15 protein-coding genes are annotated in these 18044 nt (G+C 63.9%); 3 read left to right on the top strand and 12 right to left on the bottom strand.

Annotated elements, in window-relative coordinates; translation table 11 throughout:
- Window positions 1–112: 112 nt before the first annotated feature.
- Window positions 113–2533: a zinc-dependent metalloprotease gene (locus tag Q0139_RS09710; RefSeq protein WP_298020816.1), complete on the top strand. Its 2421-nt coding sequence runs from the start codon at window positions 113–115 to the stop codon at window positions 2531–2533.
- A gap of 145 nt (window positions 2534–2678) precedes the next feature.
- Here Q0139_RS09710 and Q0139_RS09705 read toward each other — a convergent pair whose 3' ends face one another.
- The 7 genes from Q0139_RS09705 to Q0139_RS09675 form a co-directional block, all read right to left on the bottom strand.
- On the bottom strand, window positions 2679–3677 hold the full coding sequence (locus tag Q0139_RS09705) for an SDR family NAD(P)-dependent oxidoreductase (RefSeq protein ID WP_298020813.1): 999 nt from the start codon (window positions 3675–3677) through the stop codon (window positions 2679–2681).
- Between the two features lie 39 nt (window positions 3678–3716).
- On the bottom strand, window positions 3717–4286 hold the full coding sequence (gene pth / locus Q0139_RS09700; RefSeq protein ID WP_298020810.1) for an aminoacyl-tRNA hydrolase: 570 nt from the start codon (window positions 4284–4286) through the stop codon (window positions 3717–3719).
- A 265-nt stretch (window positions 4287–4551) separates the two neighbouring features.
- Entirely contained in the window at window positions 4552–5229 is a 678-nt protein-coding gene (locus Q0139_RS09695) for a 50S ribosomal protein L25/general stress protein Ctc (RefSeq protein WP_298020807.1), read from the bottom strand.
- 120 nt (window positions 5230–5349) lie between these two features.
- Complete coding sequence (locus tag Q0139_RS09690) at window positions 5350–6291, bottom strand: glycerophosphodiester phosphodiesterase family protein (RefSeq protein WP_298020974.1); 942 nt, start codon at window positions 6289–6291, stop codon at window positions 5350–5352.
- 23 nt (window positions 6292–6314) lie between these two features.
- Window positions 6315–7241: a bifunctional riboflavin kinase/FAD synthetase gene (locus Q0139_RS09685; protein ID WP_298020804.1), complete on the bottom strand. Its 927-nt coding sequence runs from the start codon at window positions 7239–7241 to the stop codon at window positions 6315–6317.
- Window positions 7242–7298: 57 nt separating this feature from the next.
- On the bottom strand, window positions 7299–7793 hold the full coding sequence (locus tag Q0139_RS09680; protein ID WP_298020801.1) for a dihydrofolate reductase: 495 nt from the start codon (window positions 7791–7793) through the stop codon (window positions 7299–7301).
- A 66-nt stretch (window positions 7794–7859) separates the two neighbouring features.
- The gene (locus Q0139_RS09675; protein ID WP_298020798.1) at window positions 7860–8654 is read right to left on the bottom strand and encodes a thymidylate synthase; all 795 of its coding nucleotides are present in this window, start codon (window positions 8652–8654) and stop codon (window positions 7860–7862) included.
- 59 nt (window positions 8655–8713) lie between these two features.
- On the opposite strand from Q0139_RS09675, the gene Q0139_RS09670 reads away from it, so the two are divergent.
- Entirely contained in the window at window positions 8714–9184 is a 471-nt protein-coding gene (locus Q0139_RS09670; protein ID WP_298020795.1) for a JAB domain-containing protein, read from the top strand.
- 3 nt (window positions 9185–9187) lie between these two features.
- Here the strand turns inward: Q0139_RS09670 and Q0139_RS09665 are convergent, their stop codons facing one another.
- The 5 genes from Q0139_RS09665 to Q0139_RS09645 form a co-directional block, all read right to left on the bottom strand.
- A complete protein-coding gene (locus tag Q0139_RS09665) occupies window positions 9188–9883 on the bottom strand; it encodes a class I SAM-dependent methyltransferase (protein WP_298020972.1) in 696 nt (231 codons plus the stop codon).
- Window positions 9883–11010 carry a peptide chain release factor 2 gene (prfB, locus tag Q0139_RS09660; protein ID WP_298020792.1) on the bottom strand — a complete coding sequence of 376 codons (1128 nt, stop codon included), beginning with the start codon at window positions 11008–11010 and terminating at the stop codon, window positions 9883–9885. The genes Q0139_RS09665 and prfB overlap by 1 nt, the downstream gene beginning before the upstream one ends.
- A 140-nt stretch (window positions 11011–11150) precedes the next feature.
- Window positions 11151–13688: a transglycosylase domain-containing protein gene (locus Q0139_RS09655; protein ID WP_298020969.1), complete on the bottom strand. Its 2538-nt coding sequence runs from the start codon at window positions 13686–13688 to the stop codon at window positions 11151–11153.
- A 100-nt stretch (window positions 13689–13788) separates the two neighbouring features.
- Window positions 13789–15000: an N-acetylmuramoyl-L-alanine amidase gene (locus Q0139_RS09650; RefSeq protein ID WP_298020789.1), complete on the bottom strand. Its 1212-nt coding sequence runs from the start codon at window positions 14998–15000 to the stop codon at window positions 13789–13791.
- Window positions 15001–15004: 4 nt separating this feature from the next.
- The gene (locus tag Q0139_RS09645) at window positions 15005–15337 is read right to left on the bottom strand and encodes a hypothetical protein (RefSeq protein ID WP_298020786.1); all 333 of its coding nucleotides are present in this window, start codon (window positions 15335–15337) and stop codon (window positions 15005–15007) included.
- A 205-nt stretch (window positions 15338–15542) separates the two neighbouring features.
- Here Q0139_RS09645 and Q0139_RS09640 point away from each other — a divergent pair, with 205 nt between their 5' ends.
- The gene (locus Q0139_RS09640; protein WP_298020783.1) at window positions 15543–17984 is read left to right on the top strand and encodes a ribonuclease E/G; all 2442 of its coding nucleotides are present in this window, start codon (window positions 15543–15545) and stop codon (window positions 17982–17984) included.
- Window positions 17985–18044: the final 60 nt, after the last annotated feature.

The raw sequence follows: 18044 nt of genomic DNA, 5'->3' as shown, positions 1-18044 counted from the left end.
ATGGCGGCGATATCGGCAGTCAGATAGAGGCTGAAGGGGCGAATTGCCAGCGCGAACCGCTCGACAGCTCCCCTCGGGCTGCCTAGGCACAGGGCGAAACGGGGAGACGGATATGAACCGGATGGTGTCGTTCGTGATCGGGCTGTTGGCGATGCTTTGCATGCCGGTCGCGGCGCAGGCGCTGGCGACGCCGCAGCAGGCGCTTCGCGGGACCGAGGCGCAAACCGGTCTCCTCCCCGTGCATGTCGACCGGGCAGACGGGCGTATCCTGCTCGAACTGCCGCCGGCTGATGCGGACGGCATCGCCGGGCGGTTCATCTATATGAGCGCGCTCGAAACCGGATTGGGCTCGGCAACGATCGGGCTCGACAGAGGTGCGTTTGCCGGTTCGCGCATTCTCGTTTTCCGGCGGATCGGCAACCACGTTCTTGCAGAGATCGAGAACAGCCGGTTCCGGGCATCGGCGGGAACCCCCACCGAACAACGCGCCGTGCGCGAATCCTTTGGCTATTCGACCATCTGGCGCGGCGAGGTCGCGGCCGACACGGCGGGTGGCGGGACGCTGCTGGATATCGCGCCTTTCCTTGTCCGCGACGATCCGGGCATAGCGCAGGCGATCGCCGGCGAAAATGGCGGCGATTTTGAGTTCAAACCAGACCTGTCGCTGGCCGACACAAATTTCGTCCGCGTCTTTCCGCGCAATATCGAGATGCGCGCGCGGCTGACCTTCACCGCCGGCGATCCGCAGGACGAGGTCAGCAATATCACGCCCGTGCGCGGCAATGTGAGCATGGTCGTGCGCCATTCGCTCATCGCCTTGCCCGAACCCGGCTATCATCCGCGCCGCTTCGATCCGCGCGCCGGATCGTTCGGGACACAGGTGGTCGACTATTCGCAACCGCTGGGGCAGCCGATCGTCTACGAGCTCGCCAACCGCTTCCGGCTGGAGCGTACCGATCCCTCGGCCGACCGCTCGCCGGTCGTCGAGCCCATCGTCTTCCATATCGATCCGGGCGCGCCCGAGCCGATTCGCACCGCGCTCGCCGAAGGCGTTGCCTGGTGGAACGACGCGTTCGAGGCAGCGGGGTTCGTCGATGCCTTCCGCGTCGCAATCCTGCCGGAATCCGCCGATCCGCTCGATATCCGCTACAATGTCGTCAACTGGGTGAACCGGGCGACGCGGGGCTGGTCGTACGGGCAGGCGGTCGACGATCCGCGGACGGGCGAGATCATCAGGGGCAATGTGCTGCTCGGTTCGCTGCGCGTGCGTCAGGACATCATGATCTTCGAAGCGCTTGTCGGCGCGGGCCTTACCGGCACAGGCGATCCCAACGATCCCATCACCGCCGCGCTCGCCCGTATTCGCCAGCTTGGCGCGCATGAGGTCGGCCACGCCATCGGCCTCGCGCACAATTTCGCCGGCAGCATTCAGGGGCGCTATTCAGTGATGGACTATCCCGCGCCCCGCATCACGCTCGTCGACGGCCTGCCCGACATCAGCGATGCCTATGGCGTCGGCGTCGGGTCGTGGGACAATTTCGCGATTCGCTGGCTCTACGGTGCGCGTAACGAATCCGAAGCGCGGGCGACGATGGAGCAGGGACTGGCCGATGGCCTGATCTTCGTCGGCGACGGCGAGGCGCGACCAGCCGATGCGGCCCATCCCGCCGGAAGCCTTTGGGACGACTATGCCGATCCCGTGGCCGAACTCGAAAGAATGATGGATGTCCGCCGCGTCGCCGTGAGCCGTTTCGGCCCGGCGGCAATTGGGGCAGGGCAGCCGCTGTCGCAGCTGCGCCGGTCCTTCGTGCCGATCTGGCTGCTTCACCGCTATCAGGTCGAGGCGGCGGCGAAGCTGCTGGGCGGCGTCCAGTTCGCCTATGCACTGAATGGCGACGGGACGGAGCGCGCCGAGCCGGTGTCCGCCGGCGCACAGCGCGATGCGCTCGATGCGTTGCTCGATACACTTTCGCCGCAAGCGCTTTCGGTGCCAGCCAATGTCACGCCCTATCTGTCGTCCGGCTATTCGGGAAATAGCGATCGCCAGACGAGCATCGAACTGATGGATATGGCGGGCGAGCCGATTTTCGATCCGCTGGCCGCGACCGAGGTCGGCGCCGTCGTGACGCTGACGGACCTGCTCGCGCCCGGGCGGCTCAACCGGCTTGAAATCCAGAACCAGGCCGACCCGGCCCTGATCGGCGCGCACGAAACGATAGATGCGCTGATCGACCGGACGTTTGGCTTTAGCGGGCGTGAAAGCGATGCAGGGGTTCGCCGCCGCATCGCGACGACGACCGCGCTGGCGCTGGCCCGGGCGCAGCGGGACTACGCATTGTCGCCGACGGTGGCGTTGGCGTTGGACGAGCGGCTGCACGACCTCGCCGACGATCTCGACGGCCGCGGTTCGGATGTGCAGAGCCAATGGGGCAGGGGGCTCGCCCGGTTGCTGCGTGACCGCGAAGCGCTCGACGCGGCGATTGCGGATGAAGGCAGGCTCCCGCGCGTCCCGCCGGGAATGCCGATCGGGTAGTTTTTGTCAGAATTTCGCTTAGCGCGAAATCGCCGCACCGGCCCGCACCCCCTCCCGGCCTCCCACTCAGTGTATGCTCATGGGAGGCCGGGAGGGGGTGCGGGCCGGTGCGGCGCTCGACCGACAGGTCGAGTCTGACAATCAGCTAATCCTGCGCGGCCCGGATCCACGGGCCGTAGCCGCTCTCTCCGAGCCAGCCGATTTGCGTTTCGCGCATGACCCGGTTGATCGCCTCCTGCGGGATCGATCCCCCGCTCACCGCGCGGCGGAGCGGACGCGTGCCCGGCTCCATGGCGATGATCTCCGCGATCGCGCGGGGCACGTCGAGTGGATCGGCGGTGCGGCCCGAACCGTCCTCGGTCCCCATGCCGCCGGTCAGCTGCGGATAGGCGGCGAGCAGGCGTTCGGGCGTCCGCTCGGCCAGTTGGCCGGTATAGATATTGCGATTGACCCAGACCTCGGTCGGATAGCCGCCCGGCTGGATGATCGTCACCTCGATATTGTGCGGCACGAGTTCATAGGCGAGCTGTTCGAACATCGCCTCGACCGCGAACTTGGTAGCCGAATAATGTCCCGCGCCCGGCACGATCACGCGGCCGAGCTGCGAGGAGATCGCGAAAATCTGGCCCGATCCCTTTTCGCGCATGCCGGGCAGCACGGCGCGGGCCATGCGGTGATAGCCATGGACATTGGTGTCGAAGATCAGCTCGGTCGCGCGCGGGTCCTGCACCTCAACGGGGCCGGAGATGCCGATTCCGGCGTTGTTGATGAGCACGTCGAGCCCGCCGCGAAGCTCGCGCTCCGCCGCCGAGACGCCGCGTAGAACCTGCTCATTGTCGAGCACATCGATGCCGATGACCCGGATGTCGAGACCTTCGTCGCGCGCAATTTGCTCCAGCTCCTCGCCCTCGGGCCGGGGCAGGTTGCGCATGGTGGCGAAGACCTTGGCCCCGAGCCGTGCATAATGGAGCGCGCCGAGATAGCCGAAGCCGGAGGAGCAGCCGGTGATGAGGATCGCTTTGCCCGAGAGATCGGGCGTGACATCGGATTGCGCATCGCCGGTCTGGGCGCGTGCAGGCATAGCGGCAAGCGCAGCCACAGCGGCGGATCCGGCAAGCAACTGGCGGCGGGAAAAGTCGGTCATCGGTCAGGCTCCTTCCGACACCGGCATAGCACGCTCCGCTCAGCCCTGCAGCCGCAACGCCACCTCGTTCAGGAAGCGCGCATCGTCGCCCTTCGCCAGCCAGTCCGCTTCCGCCGCGAGGGCGCCGAGCAGGTCGGTCAGCGGCTCGATCTCGTCCTTCTTGTAGTTGCCGAGCACATGTTTGTTCACGCGCGCCTTGTTGCCGGGATGGCCGATGCCGATGCGAATGCGGCGGAAACCGGGGCCGATATGCTGGTCGGTCGATCGGATGCCGTTATGGCCTGCCGTCCCGCCGCCGCGCCGGACCTTGATCTTGAAGGGATCGAGGTCGAGCTCGTCGTAGAAGACGGTCACGTCTTCGGGCTCCAGCTTGTAGAAGCGCATCGCTTCGCCGATCGCCTGGCCCGATTTGTTCATAAAGGTGGCGGGCTTCAGCAGCAGGACCTTCTCGCCGCCGATCCGCCCGTCCTGCACCCAGCCCTGGAACTTGCGCTGTACCGGGCCGAAGCCATGCACCTCGGCAATAGCATCGACGGCCATGAAGCCGACATTGTGCCGGTTCATCGAATATTCCGCGCCGGGATTTCCAAGGCCTGCCCAAATTTGCATGCGGTGTTCCTACTGTGGTCGAACATGGCTTGGAAGCAGATGGGCTTTTTGATGGTCAGAATTTTCCTGGCGGAAAATCGCCGCACCGGCCCGCACCCCCACCCGGCCTCCCATGAGAATACCCTAAGTGGGAGGCCGGGTGGGGGTGCGGGCCGGTGCGGCGCTCGACCGATAGGTCGAGTCTGACAAACAAGCCCCAAACAAAAGAAAACCGGCCAACCTTGCGGCGGGCCGGTTTCCCTTGTTCTTGCGAGTGAAGCTGCGATCAGTCCTCGGACCCTTCGCCCTCTTCCTCGTCGCCGCCCTGTTCCGTGGTGGGAACTTCGTCGGCTGCGACTTCTTCGCCCTCTTCGGCTTCGCTCTCTTCGCGCTTGAGCGCAGACGGGGCGACGACGCCGGCGATGGTGAAGTCGCGATCGTCGATCGCGCTGGTGACGCCCTCGGGCAGTTCGACCTGCGAAATATGGATCGAATCGCCAACCTCGAGACCGTCGAGCTTGACCACGATCTCGTCGGGAATCGAATCGGCCGGGCAGTTGAGTTCGAGCTCGTGCCGCACGACGTTGAGCACGCCGCCGCGCTTGAGACCCGGCGAGGCTTCCTCGTTGACGAAGTGCACGGGCACGTCGACGGTCACGGTCGCGCCCTTGCCGATTCGCATGAAATCGACATGAAGCGGCCGGCTGGTGACCGGGTGAAACTGGACATCCTTGGGAAGCGTGCGGTTGTTGTTACCGCCGACCTCGACTTCGACGAGGCTGTTCATGAAGTGGCCGGTGTGCAGCAGCTTCATCAACGCCCGTTCTTCGATGTGGATCGCTTCGGGATCTTTCTTGTCGCCGTAAATCACGGCGGGTACGCGGCCTTCGCGACGCATTGCACGAGAGGCTCCCTTGCCTGCTCGTTCGCGCGGTTCGGCCGACAGCGTCAGCTTGTCGCTCATCGCATGTCTCCAATTCGCTGGTGGTTCATCAAAAACCCGGCACGCCTCCAGGGGGCACATGCCGGGAAGGCGCGCGTATAGGGGCGTTGCGCGGGATTGGCAAGCGCGAAGCCGGAGGCCTTAATTGCGCAGTGCCGGGCCGATCGTCATGATGTCGTCGACGAGAATATAGCCGTTGAAGCTCTCCGGTACGCTGGTCAGCCTTTGCGCATCGGTCACACCGCGAAACGGCTCGCCCTCTTCATAGTCTCCGATGACGATGATACGCGCGCCGACCGATTCCATGCGTGCGATCAGCCGGTTGGGCCACCCCCACATATACCATTGATAGTTCAGCGGAACCGCGATCGTTCCGTTGCGACAGCTCTCTGGAACAAAGCTCGTCCAGCCCGTGCGCAGATAGTCCGAGGTGCAGCGTCGGATCTCGGTTTCGGTAATCGTCCACGCGTCCGGCGCGAGCTCGCGCATCCGGCGCACCGCTGCCTCGGAACCAAAAAAACCATAGCGGTCTTCGATTTCGATCCCGGCCCGTTCAAACGCTGCATGGAGCAGATCTGCGTCGCGCGCCTCTCCATGCATGATGAACAGGAAGGGGGCGTCGTAATTCTGGATGAAGAGATCATCGACGGCCATGATCAGGCCATTGCCCATGCCGCGCAGCGGAAAAGTGCGACCGTTATCGGGTGTGTACCCATAGCCCGCATCGAGCGCGCGCATGCGATCCATTTCGGTATCGGCGATCGTTCCGCTTCCGTCTGTCCGGCAATCGAGCGTCGAATCTTCGAAAAGGACGAGCCTGTCGTCGCCGGTTCGACGAACATCGACGCTGACCATTGATGCACTTTTTGCGAATGCCTGGGCGATAGAGGGCTGCGTATTGGCGATAAAGCTGTGGCGCGTTCCTGCAATGCGGGCGCCCGGACATCCGTTCGCATCCGCGCCCAAATCGGGCAGCGGATGGGCTGCGCGATTGGCGATGAGCTTGAGTTGACCTTGTGGTGCGGGCGCAAGCCATGAGGCGTTTACGAACGATAAGAAAAGAATGGCCAATCCGATGACCATACCGAACCGCAAGAACCAGATTTTCACGCCGAAAGTATTCGCCCCGCGTCTTCACAATCTTTGCGCATCTGTCCCTTGAGCGCTTCCAGGTCGTCGAACTTAACCTCTTCACGGATATAATCAATCAGTTCGACGGTAATCGTCTGCCCATAGAGATCGCCGGAAAAGTCGAAGAAATGGGGTTCGAGCAGCTCTACAGGCGGATCGAAGCTGGGGCGAATGCCGAGATTGGCGGCGCCGTCGAGTATCGTGCCGTCCGGAAGCTGCCCGCGAACCGCGTAAATCCCGTATTTCGGCCGAAGATAGCTGCCCAGTTCGATATTCGCGGTGGGATAGCCCAGGTCGCGGCCCTGTTTCGCGCCGTGCTGGACGATGCCTTCGATCGTGAAGGGCCGGGTGAGCAGCCGCGTTGCGGTGGCACAATCGCCCCTCTGCAGGGCGTCGCGGATCCGGCTCGACGAGACGATCTCCTCGCCATCGTCGACCGGCGCGACGATTTCGGTGAAGAAGCCGTGCCGCTGCGCCAGCTCGGCCAGCATCACGACATCGCCCTCGCGCCCCTTGCCGAAGACAAAATCGTTGCCGGTGACGACGCCCGCAACGCCGAAACGATCGAGCAGGATATCCTCGACGAAGGAGCGCGCCGGCGTCTGTGCCAGTTCGTCGCCGAATTCGAACACCATCATGGCATCGGCTCCGGCCGCGCCGAACAGACGCTCGCGCTGGTCGAGCGTCGTCAGGCGAAAGGGCGGGACGTCCGGTTTGAAATGGCGGACGGGATGGGGATCGAACGTCGCGATGAGGACGGGACGGCTATCGTCCTTGGCATGATGAACGGCCCGCCCGGCGACCGCTTGATGTCCTTTGTGAAAGCCGTCGAAATTGCCCAGCGCAATCACGCCGCCGCGCAGATGATCGGGCAGCCGATCGCGATGGAAAACCCGCTCCATGGGAGGGGCTATAAGGTCGACATGGGGGCGCCGCAATGCGGCAACGGGGCCGGGCTGTCAGCGCCGCACCAGTGTGACGAAGCTGTAGGTCGGCAGGTCGTCCGTTGCCGGAAAGTCTTCCCGCTCGATCTCGCGCCAGTCGCTGTCCGGAAATTCCGGCGCCAACGTATCGCCGTCGGGTTCGATGTGGACTTCGGTCAGCTCGATCCTGTCGGCACGGGGAAGGAGAAGCGAATAGATTTCGCCGCCGCCGACGATGGCGATCTCCGGCGCGTCTTCGGCATGGATCAGCGCTTCCTCCGGGTCGTGCACAACCTCTGCGCCGTCCGCCTCCCATTCGCGCGACCGAGTGATGACGATGTGACGCCGGCCGGGCAGCGGCCCACCGAAACTTTCGAAGGTCTTGCGGCCCATGACCATCGCCTTGCCCATGGTCAGCTTCTTGAACCTTTTCAGGTCGGGCGGCAGCCGCCAGGGGAGATCCTTGGCGCTGCCGATCACGCCGTTGTCGGCGCGGGCAAGGTAGAAGACGATTTCCGGTCTGTCTTTCATGGCACTTCCACTCGCTCGCCGCTGGTTACGGCAATTTCATGACGCCCGGAAGTTGGATTCGTTCCCTCAGACGGCCACCGGCGCTGCAATATGCGGCGCGGCCTCATAGCCCATGATTTCGAAATCCTCATATTCATAGCCATCGATGGCGTCCGGACGCCGAAGGATCGAGAGAGAGGGCAGGGGTCCCGGCGTCCGCGTCAGCTGTTCGCGTGCCTGATCGAGATGGTTGGCGTAGAGATGGCAGTCGCCGCCGGTCCAGACGAAATCGCCGACCTCGAGATCGCATTGCTGGGCCAGCATGTGCGTCAGCAGCGCGTAGCTCGCGATGTTGAACGGCACGCCGAGGAACACATCGCAACTGCGCTGATACAGCTGAAGCGAGAGCTTGCCGTCGGCGACATGCGTCTGGAACAGGCAGTGGCAGGGCGCGAGTGCCATCTCCGGCAAGTCGGCGGGGTTCCAGGCGGAGACGATCTGGCGGCGCGAGGCGGGATTGGAATTGATCTGCTCGATCAGCCCGGCGATCTGATCGATATTCGCGCCATGGGGGTTCTCCCAGTCGCGCCATTGCTTGCCGTAGACCGGCCCGAGATCGCCATTCTCATCAGCCCATTCGTCCCAGATGCTGACCTTGCGATCCTTGAGCCAATCGATGTTGGTATCGCCGCGCAGGAACCAGAGCAGCTCTACGATGATCGATCGGATATGCAGCTTCTTCGTTGTCAGCAGCGGGAAGCCCTTGCTGAGATCGAACCGCATCTGGGCGCCGAAGACCGAAAGCGTGCCGACGCCCGTGCGGTCGTCCTGCCGTGCGCCGTCGTCGAGGATGCGCTGCATGAGATCGAGATATTGCCGCATGGTCCGAGCGCTTATGGCGAAGGACCGGGGAACGGCCAAGCGGGCAATTTTCATCCGATGTGGAGCAAATTGCCGCCGCGATCGCGCGAAACCGGATCGTGTTGCGCTGGCGGGCAAGGACGCCGCCCGCTTTTCTCCGCAGCATGGCCGGGCAGCTCGCAACCATCGGCGAAGGGATCGCGCTAGCCTCGGCGAGCCTGCGTCCGCGCGGGGATTGCGAAAGTTTTGTCGCGATCCATTTCGATATCGCGGGTCAGGTGATCGGCCGCACGGCGGGCATCTCGCAAAGCGCGGACAGGCTCACGCTTCCCGTTCGCCGTATCGTCGGCGATGCGATGAGGCTCGACGCGCGCAAATTGCTGATGGCGCATCGCCACCCGGCCGGCGGCTCCGATCCGAGCGATGCCGATATCCAAGCGACACGGCGGCTGGCCGCCCTTCTTTGTGCGATCGATATCGAACTCGTCGATCATGTCGTCGTCGCAGCCGGACACGAAGCAAGCAGCTTTCGCGCCCTGGACCTGCTCTGACACTCAGTCTTGCCCGCAGGCTTCGATCGATTGCGGCTCGGGCCGTTCGCCGCGAGCGGCGAACATCGAGAAATAGCCGCCGGCGTCCGGCATCTCGCGAAAGGCGACAAGGTGATAGCCGACCGCCTCGAACTCGCAGCGCAGCAGGTCCGGCGGGGTGCCGTGGCGGTTGGTGGGCCGGTCGGCGTCGACGACGACGACCAGACCCTCGGGCCGCAGCGAGGGGCGCATGTTCCAGAGGAATTCGTACGGGCTTTCGATCTCGTGATACATGTGCACCATGAAGATGCGGTCGAAGCTGTTTTCGGGCAGTTTGGGATCGGCGAATTCGCCGAGCCGTACGCTCACATTGTCGAGCCGCTCGCGCGTCACACGCTCGGCCAGCCGGTCGCGCGTCTCCGCGATCACATCTTCTGCCAAGACTCGTCCCGAATCGCCGACCCGCCGCGCAAGCCGGACGGTGTAATAGCCATTGCCCGCGCCGATATCGGCGACGGTCATGCCCTCTTCGATGTCGGCCATGTCCATGACGGTTTCGGCCTCGTTGAGCCGGTCGCGTGTTTCCTCGTCGGAAAATTGCGACGAGATGATATCGGAGACGGGGCGGTCGGCAGGCGGAAAGCCCGACCGGTTCGTATCTTCGCCCGATCCGGTGCAGCCGCCGAAGAGCAGCGCGACCATCAATGCTTCAACGCGCATCATTCGATGTCTTCGACCTCGACGCTTTCTCCCGTCACGCGTTGCGATAGCGCCGCGGCCATGAACTTGTCGAGATCGCCGTCGAGCACATCGTTCGGCGATGTCGAGGTCACGCCCGTCCGCAAGTCTTTCACCATCTGATAGGGCTGGAGGACATAGGAGCGGATCTGGTTGCCCCAGCCGATATCGGTCTTGGAGGCTTCGACCGCGTTAGCCTCTTCCTCGCGGCGGCGCAGCTCGGCCTCGTAGAGACGCGCCTTGAGCATGCTCATCGCCTCGGCCTTGTTCTTGTGCTGCGAACGCTGGGATTGCGAGGCAACGACGATCCCTGTCGGCACATGGGTGATGCGAACCGCGCTGTCGGTCGTATTCACGTGCTGCCCGCCCGCGCCGGAGGCACGGAAGGTGTCGATGCGCAGGTCGCTGTCATTGACCTCGATGGCGATATCGTCGTCGATTACCGGATAGACCCAGACGCTCGAAAAGCTCGTATGGCGCCGCGCCGAGCTGTCATAGGGCGAGATGCGGACGAGCCGGTGCACGCCGCTTTCCGTCTTTGCATAGCCATAGGCATTCTCGCCCTTGAACAGCAAAGTCACCGATTTGACGCCCGCCTGTTCGCCGGCCTGATAGTCGACGATCTCGACCTTGTAGCCGCGACGTTCGGCCCAGCGCTGGTACATGCGTTGCAGCATCTCGGCCCAGTCCTGGCTCTCGGTCCCGCCCGCACCGGCATGGATTTCGAGATAGGTATCGTTGCCGTCCGCCTCGCCAGCAAGCAGCGCCTCGATCTTGTCGCTCTCGGCGCGGTCGGCCAGCTTGGCCAGGGCCTTTTCGGCGTCCGTGACGAGGCCGTCATCGCCCTCCGCCTCGGCAAGCTCGATCATTTCGGCCGCGTCGTCGCGTTCCTGGCTGATGGCGCGCACGGCCTCGATCGCGGCGTCGAGCCGCTGGCGTTCGCGCATCAGGTCGCGCGCGCCCTTGGGATCGTCCCAGAGCGTGGGATCCTCGACCTGTGCGTTCAATTCATCGAGCCGCTTCTTGGCGACATCCCAGTCGAGAAAGCGTCGAAGGAGGTCGAGCGCGTCGTTGATCTGATCGATATGGGCTTGCGCTTCGGCGCGCATGATTGATGTCTCACTCGGTTTTGTTCGTCATTTCCGCGAAAGCGGGAATCCCGCTACCTTCTCCGCTCGGTCGCGTGCAACGAAAACGGATCAGAAAAAAGCGGGATTCCCGCTTTCGCGGGAATGACGGGAAAACATGGCTAGTAGATACCGCCCTCGGATTGCAAGAACTCGCTGTCATTCGACGGCACGGTCGTTTCCACCGTCTGCTGTTCCTGCGACACCTGACGCTCGCGGCGGACCGGGCGGCGGGCCATGACGTCGCGGCGGATCGTCCGGGTGGGTTCGCTTTCGGCGCGGAAGGCTTCCCAGATGATGGCGGTTTGCGGGCTGTCCGACGGCCAGGCGCCGAAGACGCGGCGGCCCGTCCGGCGGTCGACGCGAACCATGCGGACGCCTTCGGGTGCGCGGAACGGGAGGACCGGGCGGCCCTCCATCGTCTCGCGCATGAACTGTTTCCAGATCGGCGCGGCGAGCGTGCCGCCCGCGCCGCCACCGATGCTGCGATTCTGTTCGTCGTAGCCCAGATAGACACCGGCGACGATGTCCGGCGTGCCGCCGACGAACCAGACATTGGTCGGGCCGGTGGTCGTCCCGGTCTTGCCGAACATCGGCCGGTCGAGATCGCGCAGGATCGTCGCCGTGCCGCGCTGGATCACGCCTTCGAGGATATGGACGATCTGGAAGGCGGTGACCGCTTCCATGACGCGGCGGCCGGGAACCGGCGGACGCGGCATCGGGCCGCCGTCCCAATCGTCGGCGTTGCAGCCTTCGCAGGCTTCCCAGTTCGCGGGATAGATCACATCGCCATGCCGGTCCTGGACATAGTCGATCAGCGACGGGCCGACATCGCGGCCATGATTGGCGAGCATCCCGAAGGCGTTCGTCATGCGCAGCACCGTCGTGTCGCCGGCGCCGAGCGAAAAGGCGAGATAGGGTTCGTAATCGCCGATATTGGCCCGGCTGATCATCTCGATCACATTGTCCATGCCGGTTTCCGACGCGGTGCGCACCGTCATGAGGTTGCGCGAATTTTCGAGACCCCAGCGCAGCGTCTGCGGCCCCGCCGCACCGCCGCCCGAATTGCGGAAGCATTTTGTGCCGAGCGAGGCGGACTGGTAGACGCAGAACGGCCCGTCGACGACGATCGAGGCCGGTGTCATCCCGTTTTCGAGTGCGGCCGCATAAACGAACGGCTTGATGCTCGATCCCGGCTGGCGTTCGGCCTGCGTGGCGCGGTTGAATGCTTCGAGGCCTTGGCTGAAACCGCCCTGCATTGCGTAGACCCGGCCCGTCTGCACCGCCTCGACGACCATACCGCCCGACATCGAGGGCTGTTTGGCAAAGGCATAGCTGTCGCCGCCGATCGGCCGCACCGTGATGATGTCGCCGGGCTGCATCGTGCTCCATGCCGTGCCGCCGCCGCGACGCGCAATTCCGGCGGTTCCCGATGGCATGGTGCCTGTTTCGCCATCGGCAAAGCCGATCCGTGCGCTGCCACCGTCTTTCGACAGCACGACAGCCACCCGCCAGTCTTCATAGCCAACCCACAAATTGGCGCTGGCAAGATGCGACTGCCATTCGCCATCGTCCATCGGGATGGTTGCGATGGGGCCTTCCCAGGCCCGGCCGGCATCGACGCGCATCAGGCCGTTGCGGAAGGATTCCTCGGCGCTCGCCTGCATTTGCGGATCATAGGAGGTGCGGACCCACAGGCCGCCCGAATAAATGCCGAACGGCCCGTCCTCGGCGTCCTCGCCGAACCGGTCGATCAGGATCCGCCGGACCTCCTCCATGTAATAGCCGTTCACATTGTCGGTGATCGGACGTCCGGCGCGCGTCGTGCCGAGCGGCTGCGCGTGTGCGGCGCGATGTTGTTCCGTTGTCAGCCAATCGTTCGACAGCATCTGGTCGAGCACCCAATTGCGGCGGGCGAGCGCGCGTTCAGGGAAGCGGTTCGGGTTGTAGTTCGCCGGTGCGCGGGGGAGGGCCGCGAGAAAGGCGGCTTCGTGCGCTTCGAGCTCGGATACGTCCTTATCGAAATAGGCACGGGAAGCTGCCTGCACACCATAGGCATTCCGGCCGAGGAATATCTGATTGAGATAGAGCTCGAGAATCTGTTCCTTGGTCAGCACGCTTTCGATACGATAGGCAAGCACGGCCTCGCGAATCTTGCGCGTGACCGAATATTCATCGTCGAGCAGCAGGTTCTTCGCCACCTGCTGGGTGATCGTCGAACCACCACGTGCGCGCTCGCCCGATCCCATCTTGGAAATATAGTCGATCACCGCTCCCGCGAGGCCGGTATAATCGAGGCCGCCATGGGTGAAGAAGGTCCGGTCCTCGGCGGCGAGGAAGGCGCGGATCAGGACCGGCGGATATTCCTCGAACGCCAGCTCGACGCGCTGTTCGCGCGCGAAGCTCTGCACGGGCTCGCCGTTCACGTCGCGCACGAAAGTCGGCAGCGCCGGTTCATAATCGAGCAGGCTTTCGGCCGAGGGCAGGTCGCGCAGGAAGATGAACCAGAAGGCGATGATCGCGGCGAGCATCAGGCCGAGGAAATAGAGCGGCCAGCGGAAACGCCGCTTGGAAAGCGCACGGCGGATCGCACCGGCAAATCCGGTTGCTTCCCGCCTCAGCTTCACGCTGAAGCTTGTCTCTGCCTGCTCCTCCGCCATGGCGGCCATTTACCAGCTTTTGGGTTTGATGCCAGCGGCATTCGACAGAATGTGGCCACCGGCGGAGGCGATGACGCTCTCCGCCGGCGGCAGCGCCTCCCTAGCGCCGATCCGCTACGCGCCGTGCGAAATGGGTCTCGATCGCTCCGGCCACGCCGCGCGCGATCTCTCGCTGCCCGGCCTGACCGAAGACGCGCGCCACATCCTCTTCGTTGGTCAGATAGCCGACTTCGAGCAAAACCGACGGCGTATCGGGCGCCTTCAGGACGACGAAACCGGCAAAGCGATGATAGTCGTTGCGGAAGCTCATCGTCGTACGGCCCTGGCGATACAGCACGTCGGCGAAGCGCGTCGAAACGTTCATCGTCTCGCGGCGGGTGAGGTCGAGGAGGATCGAGCGAACATCCTCGTCCTCGCCGCCCAGGTTGATGCCATTGATGATGTTGGCCGCGTTCTCGCGGCGGGCGAGCCGGGCGGCCTCGCGGTCCGACGCGACCTCGGACAGTGTGTAGATCGTCGCGCCATTGGCCTGCGGGTTCTCCGCGGAATCGACATGCACCGAGATGAAGAGGTCGGCATTCAACCGGCGCGCAATCTCATAGCGCTCGTTCAATATGATGAAGCGGTCGTCTTCGCGGGTCAGTGCGACGCGCACCCGGCCCGACGCGATCAGCTGGTCACGGATCGCCAAGGCAATGGCGAGCGTCGCATCCTTTTCGCGGCGGTTGCCGAAGGGCGAGACAGCACCCGGATCGTGGCCGCCATGGCCGGCATCGATGACGACGAGCGGACGGCCGCGCGGGCCCTGCACGCGGGGCAGCGGTGCTTCGTCGATGCGGCGTGCCGGAGGCAGCGGCACGGTCAGGCCGCCCCGAGCCCGCGGCGGGCGTGCGCGAAATGCGACGGGCGGCAGGAAGCGCGCGCGCCCCGCGGCCGCGGCAGAGGCGAAGGCCAGGTGGCTGGCCGGGCGATATTCAAGAGAAAAGCTGCGACCGTCGTTGCCGAACTGTCCATTGGCAAAGGTCACGGGCCGGGCAAGATCCAGAACGATCCTGGCGGTGTTGTCGTTATACTGGCCTTGGCGCACTTGCGTCACCGGGCCCGAGCTACGGCCGCTCGATCCCGCGCGTGCACCGGCGATATCGATGGCGAGGCGCCTCGGATTGTCCAGAATGAACGCGGAGGCGTCTTCGACATAATCGTCGAAGGCGATCGTCACGCGGTTCGGCGTCACGTCCACGCGCTCGATCGCTGCCGCCCAGGCGGACGGCGATCCGATCAGAAATGCGATCATGGCCAGCACGACGGACATCGTCCTATTGTGCCGCGCCGCCCCCCTTGCGGTCCAGCCTAAAGCCAACATTAAGGTTACCCTCGTCTTGTGTCGTTGGACGAGGAACTAGGCCAGCCGCCTCAAAGCAGCGTGAAGCGCTTAGGTTAACGCCGTTTTCAGCATGTTGGTTGCGATTTTGTCCGTCACGTTCGGCATGCTTTTTCTTGCTGTAAACCGAATGCGCTGTTAGCAATCCGACCCGCAGGGTATCGCGTCCGTTCGGGACGGCCCCTATATTGATGAATTCCGCCGGGCCGCGATTGACCCGGTCGGCCCACCAGGTTGATGCTGCATGAGGCACTTGCTCGACGAACATGACGCCAGGCGCGATCCGCGCCGGCCTCGGTTCGCGGCGGGGTTATCGGCGATCCATGCCGGTTCCATCTTGGCAGCAGACGCAAATCCTTATCCTTCACCTCGAACGGCCGCGGCGCCCAGGGCGCTCGCGCGACAGCCGTTCTTAAACATTCGCATGCCGTGGGGGGTCTCGCGACCTACCGGGCATGTTCGGAGACCAATCAATGCCTACGCGTATGCTGATCGATGCGCGCCACCGGGAAGAGACCCGTGTGGCCGTCGTCCAGAACAACCGGATCGAGGAGTTTGACTTCGAATCCGAAGAGCACAAGCAGCTCAAGGGAAATATCTATCTCGCCAAGGTAACCCGCGTCGAACCGTCGCTCCAGGCGGCGTTCGTCGATTATGGCGGAAACCGCCACGGCTTCCTCGCCTTCAGCGAAATCCATCCCGACTATTATCAGATTCCGAAGGAAGATCGCGACAAGCTGCTCGCCGAAGAGGTGGAGCAGGCGAAGGAAGAGGCCGAACTTCGCGAGGAAGAAGATGACGAGCAGGCCGCCGAGGCCGCTTCGAAAGAAGAGGACGCCGAGGTCGAGGAGACCGGCGACAGCGATGCCGATGAGGAGCATCACGAGGAGCCGTCGGTCAAGAATATCCGCAAGCGCCGGATGGACCTGCGCCGCCGCTACAAGATTCAGGACGTCATCCATCGCCGTCAGGTGCTGCTCGTCCAGGTCGTGAAGGAAGAGCGCGGCAACAAGGGTGCTGCGCTGACCACCTATCTGTCGCTTGCCGGCCGCTATTGCGTGCTGATGCCGAACACGTCGCATGGCGGCGGGATCAGCCGGAAGATTTCGAATGCGTCGGACCGCAAGCGGCTGAAATCGATCGTCGACGAGATGAAGCTGCCCGAGACCATGGGTTGCATCGTCCGGACGGCCGGCATGAGCCGCACCAAGACCGAGATCAAGCGCGACTTCACCTATCTCGCGCGCCTCTGGGACGAGATCCGCGAAGCGACGCTGAAGGCGACGGCGCCGGAGAAGATCTACACCGACAGCGACCTGATAAAGCGCGCGATCCGCGACATCTACAATCGCGATATCGAGGAAGTCTTCGTCGAAGGCGACGAGGGTTACAAGGCGGCCAAGGACTTCATGAAGCTGTTGATGCCGAGCCATGCCCGGCGCGTGAAGCATTATGCCGATCCCACACCGCTGTTCCAGCGCTATCAGGTCGAAGACCAACTCGGCGCGATGTACCAGCCGCTCGTACAGCTCAAATCGGGCGGCTATCTCGTCATCAACCCGACCGAGGCTTTGGTGTCGATCGACATCAACTCAGGGAGGTCGACGCGCGAACACAATATCGAGCAGACCGCGCTCAAGACGAATATAGAGGCGGCGCGCGAAATCGCGCGGCAGCTACGTCTGCGCGATATGGCTGGTCTGGTCGTGATCGATTTCATCGACATGGATCACAATTCGAACAACCGGAAGGTCGAGAAGGCGCTCAAGGATGCACTAAAGAACGACCGCGCACGTATCCAGGTGGGGCGGATCTCGTCCTTCGGGCTGCTGGAAATGAGCCGCCAGCGGCTGCGCACCGGTGTGCTCGAAGCCTCGACGCAGGAATGTCCGCATTGCGGAGGCACCGGCCTGATGCGGACGGTGTCTTCGGCCGGGCTCTCGGCGCTGCGGATGCTGGAAGAGGAAGCCGCCAAGGGAAAGGGCAGCCAGCTGACGCTCGCCTGTTCGCGCGATGCCGCGGTTTACGTCCTCAACACCAAGCGGCGCGAACTCGGCGAGATCGAGGAGATGTACGGCGTGACCATTTCGGTCGTGCCCGATCGCGAGCTTGAAGGCGCGGCGATGAATATCGAAGTCGGCGGACCGCCGCCGACGAAAAAGGTCGAAATGCGGCCGATCGAACTCGACGAAGATGACGACATCGAGATCGAGGTCGAGGACGACGAAGATCAGGACGAAACCGACACCGACACCGACGAAGAAGAGTCGCGTTCGCGGTCCCGTTCGCGGCGCCGCCGCGGTCGTCGGGGCGGCCGCAACCGTCGCCGGGACAAGGAACAGAGTGACGGTGCCGAGGACAAAGCTGCCTCTGCCAAGTCGGACGAATCCGACGACGCGGGCGACAGTCAAAAATCCGAAGCGGACGCCGAGAACGGCGATGCCGACAGTGGGGAAAAGAAGCCGCGTCGCCGTCGCCGGAGCAGGAAGACCGACAGCAACGAGACCGAGCAGACGGCATCTGGCGATAAGGCCTCGGACGGTGACGAGTCGGCCGAAGCGACCGAAGCGGCTGAGGAAAAGCCGAAGCGACAGCGTTCGCGCCGGACCAAGAAGGACGAGCAGCCCGAAGCCGAGGCCAAGGACGGCACAAGCGATAAGGCCGAAGAGCCGGAAGCCGCGGCGAAGGACGATGCCAAATCCGACGACGCCAAAGCCGATGACGCCGAAGCCAAGCCCAAGCGGCGTGGCCGCCCGCCCAAGGCCGCGAACGGGTCCAAGGCACCGGCCAAATCCGATGACGGCAAGGCTGAAGCTGCGGATGAAGGTGCTGCGCCGAAAAGCGAAGACAACGCCACAGCCGACTCGGACGCCAAACCGCGGCGCGGCTGGTGGCAGCGCACGTTCGGCGAATAATCGGGTGACGGCGCGCATGTTTCATCTGGCGTTAAGGCGGGCGGGCGAAGAGCGGGTGCA

It is taken from the genome of uncultured Parasphingopyxis sp., assembly GCF_937129435.1.
In the GTDB taxonomy this organism is placed as follows: Bacteria; Pseudomonadota; Alphaproteobacteria; order Sphingomonadales; family Sphingomonadaceae; genus Parasphingopyxis.
This window is presented reverse-complemented; position numbering and strand designations above follow the sequence as displayed.

Excerpts from the sequence above, each read along its gene's own strand:
- Q0139_RS09710 (WP_298020816.1), top strand. The coding sequence starts at position 113 with ATGAACCGGATGGTGTCGTTCGTGATCGGGCTGTTGGCGATGCTTTGC.
- Q0139_RS09705 (WP_298020813.1), bottom strand. The coding sequence starts at position 3,677 with ATGACCGACTTTTCCCGCCGCCAGTTGCTTGCCGGATCCGCCGCTGTG.
- pth (WP_298020810.1), bottom strand. The coding sequence starts at position 4,286 with ATGCAAATTTGGGCAGGCCTTGGAAATCCCGGCGCGGAATATTCGATG.
- Q0139_RS09695 (WP_298020807.1), bottom strand. The coding sequence starts at position 5,229 with ATGAGCGACAAGCTGACGCTGTCGGCCGAACCGCGCGAACGAGCAGGC.
- Q0139_RS09690 (WP_298020974.1), bottom strand. The coding sequence starts at position 6,291 with ATGGTCATCGGATTGGCCATTCTTTTCTTATCGTTCGTAAACGCCTCA.
- Q0139_RS09685 (WP_298020804.1), bottom strand. The coding sequence starts at position 7,241 with ATGGAGCGGGTTTTCCATCGCGATCGGCTGCCCGATCATCTGCGCGGC.
- Q0139_RS09680 (WP_298020801.1), bottom strand. The coding sequence starts at position 7,793 with ATGAAAGACAGACCGGAAATCGTCTTCTACCTTGCCCGCGCCGACAAC.
- Q0139_RS09675 (WP_298020798.1), bottom strand. The coding sequence starts at position 8,654 with ATGCGGCAATATCTCGATCTCATGCAGCGCATCCTCGACGACGGCGCA.
- Q0139_RS09665 (WP_298020972.1), bottom strand. The coding sequence starts at position 9,883 with ATGCGCGTTGAAGCATTGATGGTCGCGCTGCTCTTCGGCGGCTGCACC.
- prfB (WP_298020792.1), bottom strand. The coding sequence starts at position 11,010 with ATGCGCGCCGAAGCGCAAGCCCATATCGATCAGATCAACGACGCGCTC.
- Q0139_RS09655 (WP_298020969.1), bottom strand. The coding sequence starts at position 13,688 with ATGGCGGAGGAGCAGGCAGAGACAAGCTTCAGCGTGAAGCTGAGGCGG.
- Q0139_RS09650 (WP_298020789.1), bottom strand. The coding sequence starts at position 15,000 with ATGTCCGTCGTGCTGGCCATGATCGCATTTCTGATCGGATCGCCGTCC.
- Q0139_RS09645 (WP_298020786.1), bottom strand. The coding sequence starts at position 15,337 with ATGTTCGTCGAGCAAGTGCCTCATGCAGCATCAACCTGGTGGGCCGAC.
- Q0139_RS09640 (WP_298020783.1), top strand. The coding sequence starts at position 15,543 with ATGCCTACGCGTATGCTGATCGATGCGCGCCACCGGGAAGAGACCCGT.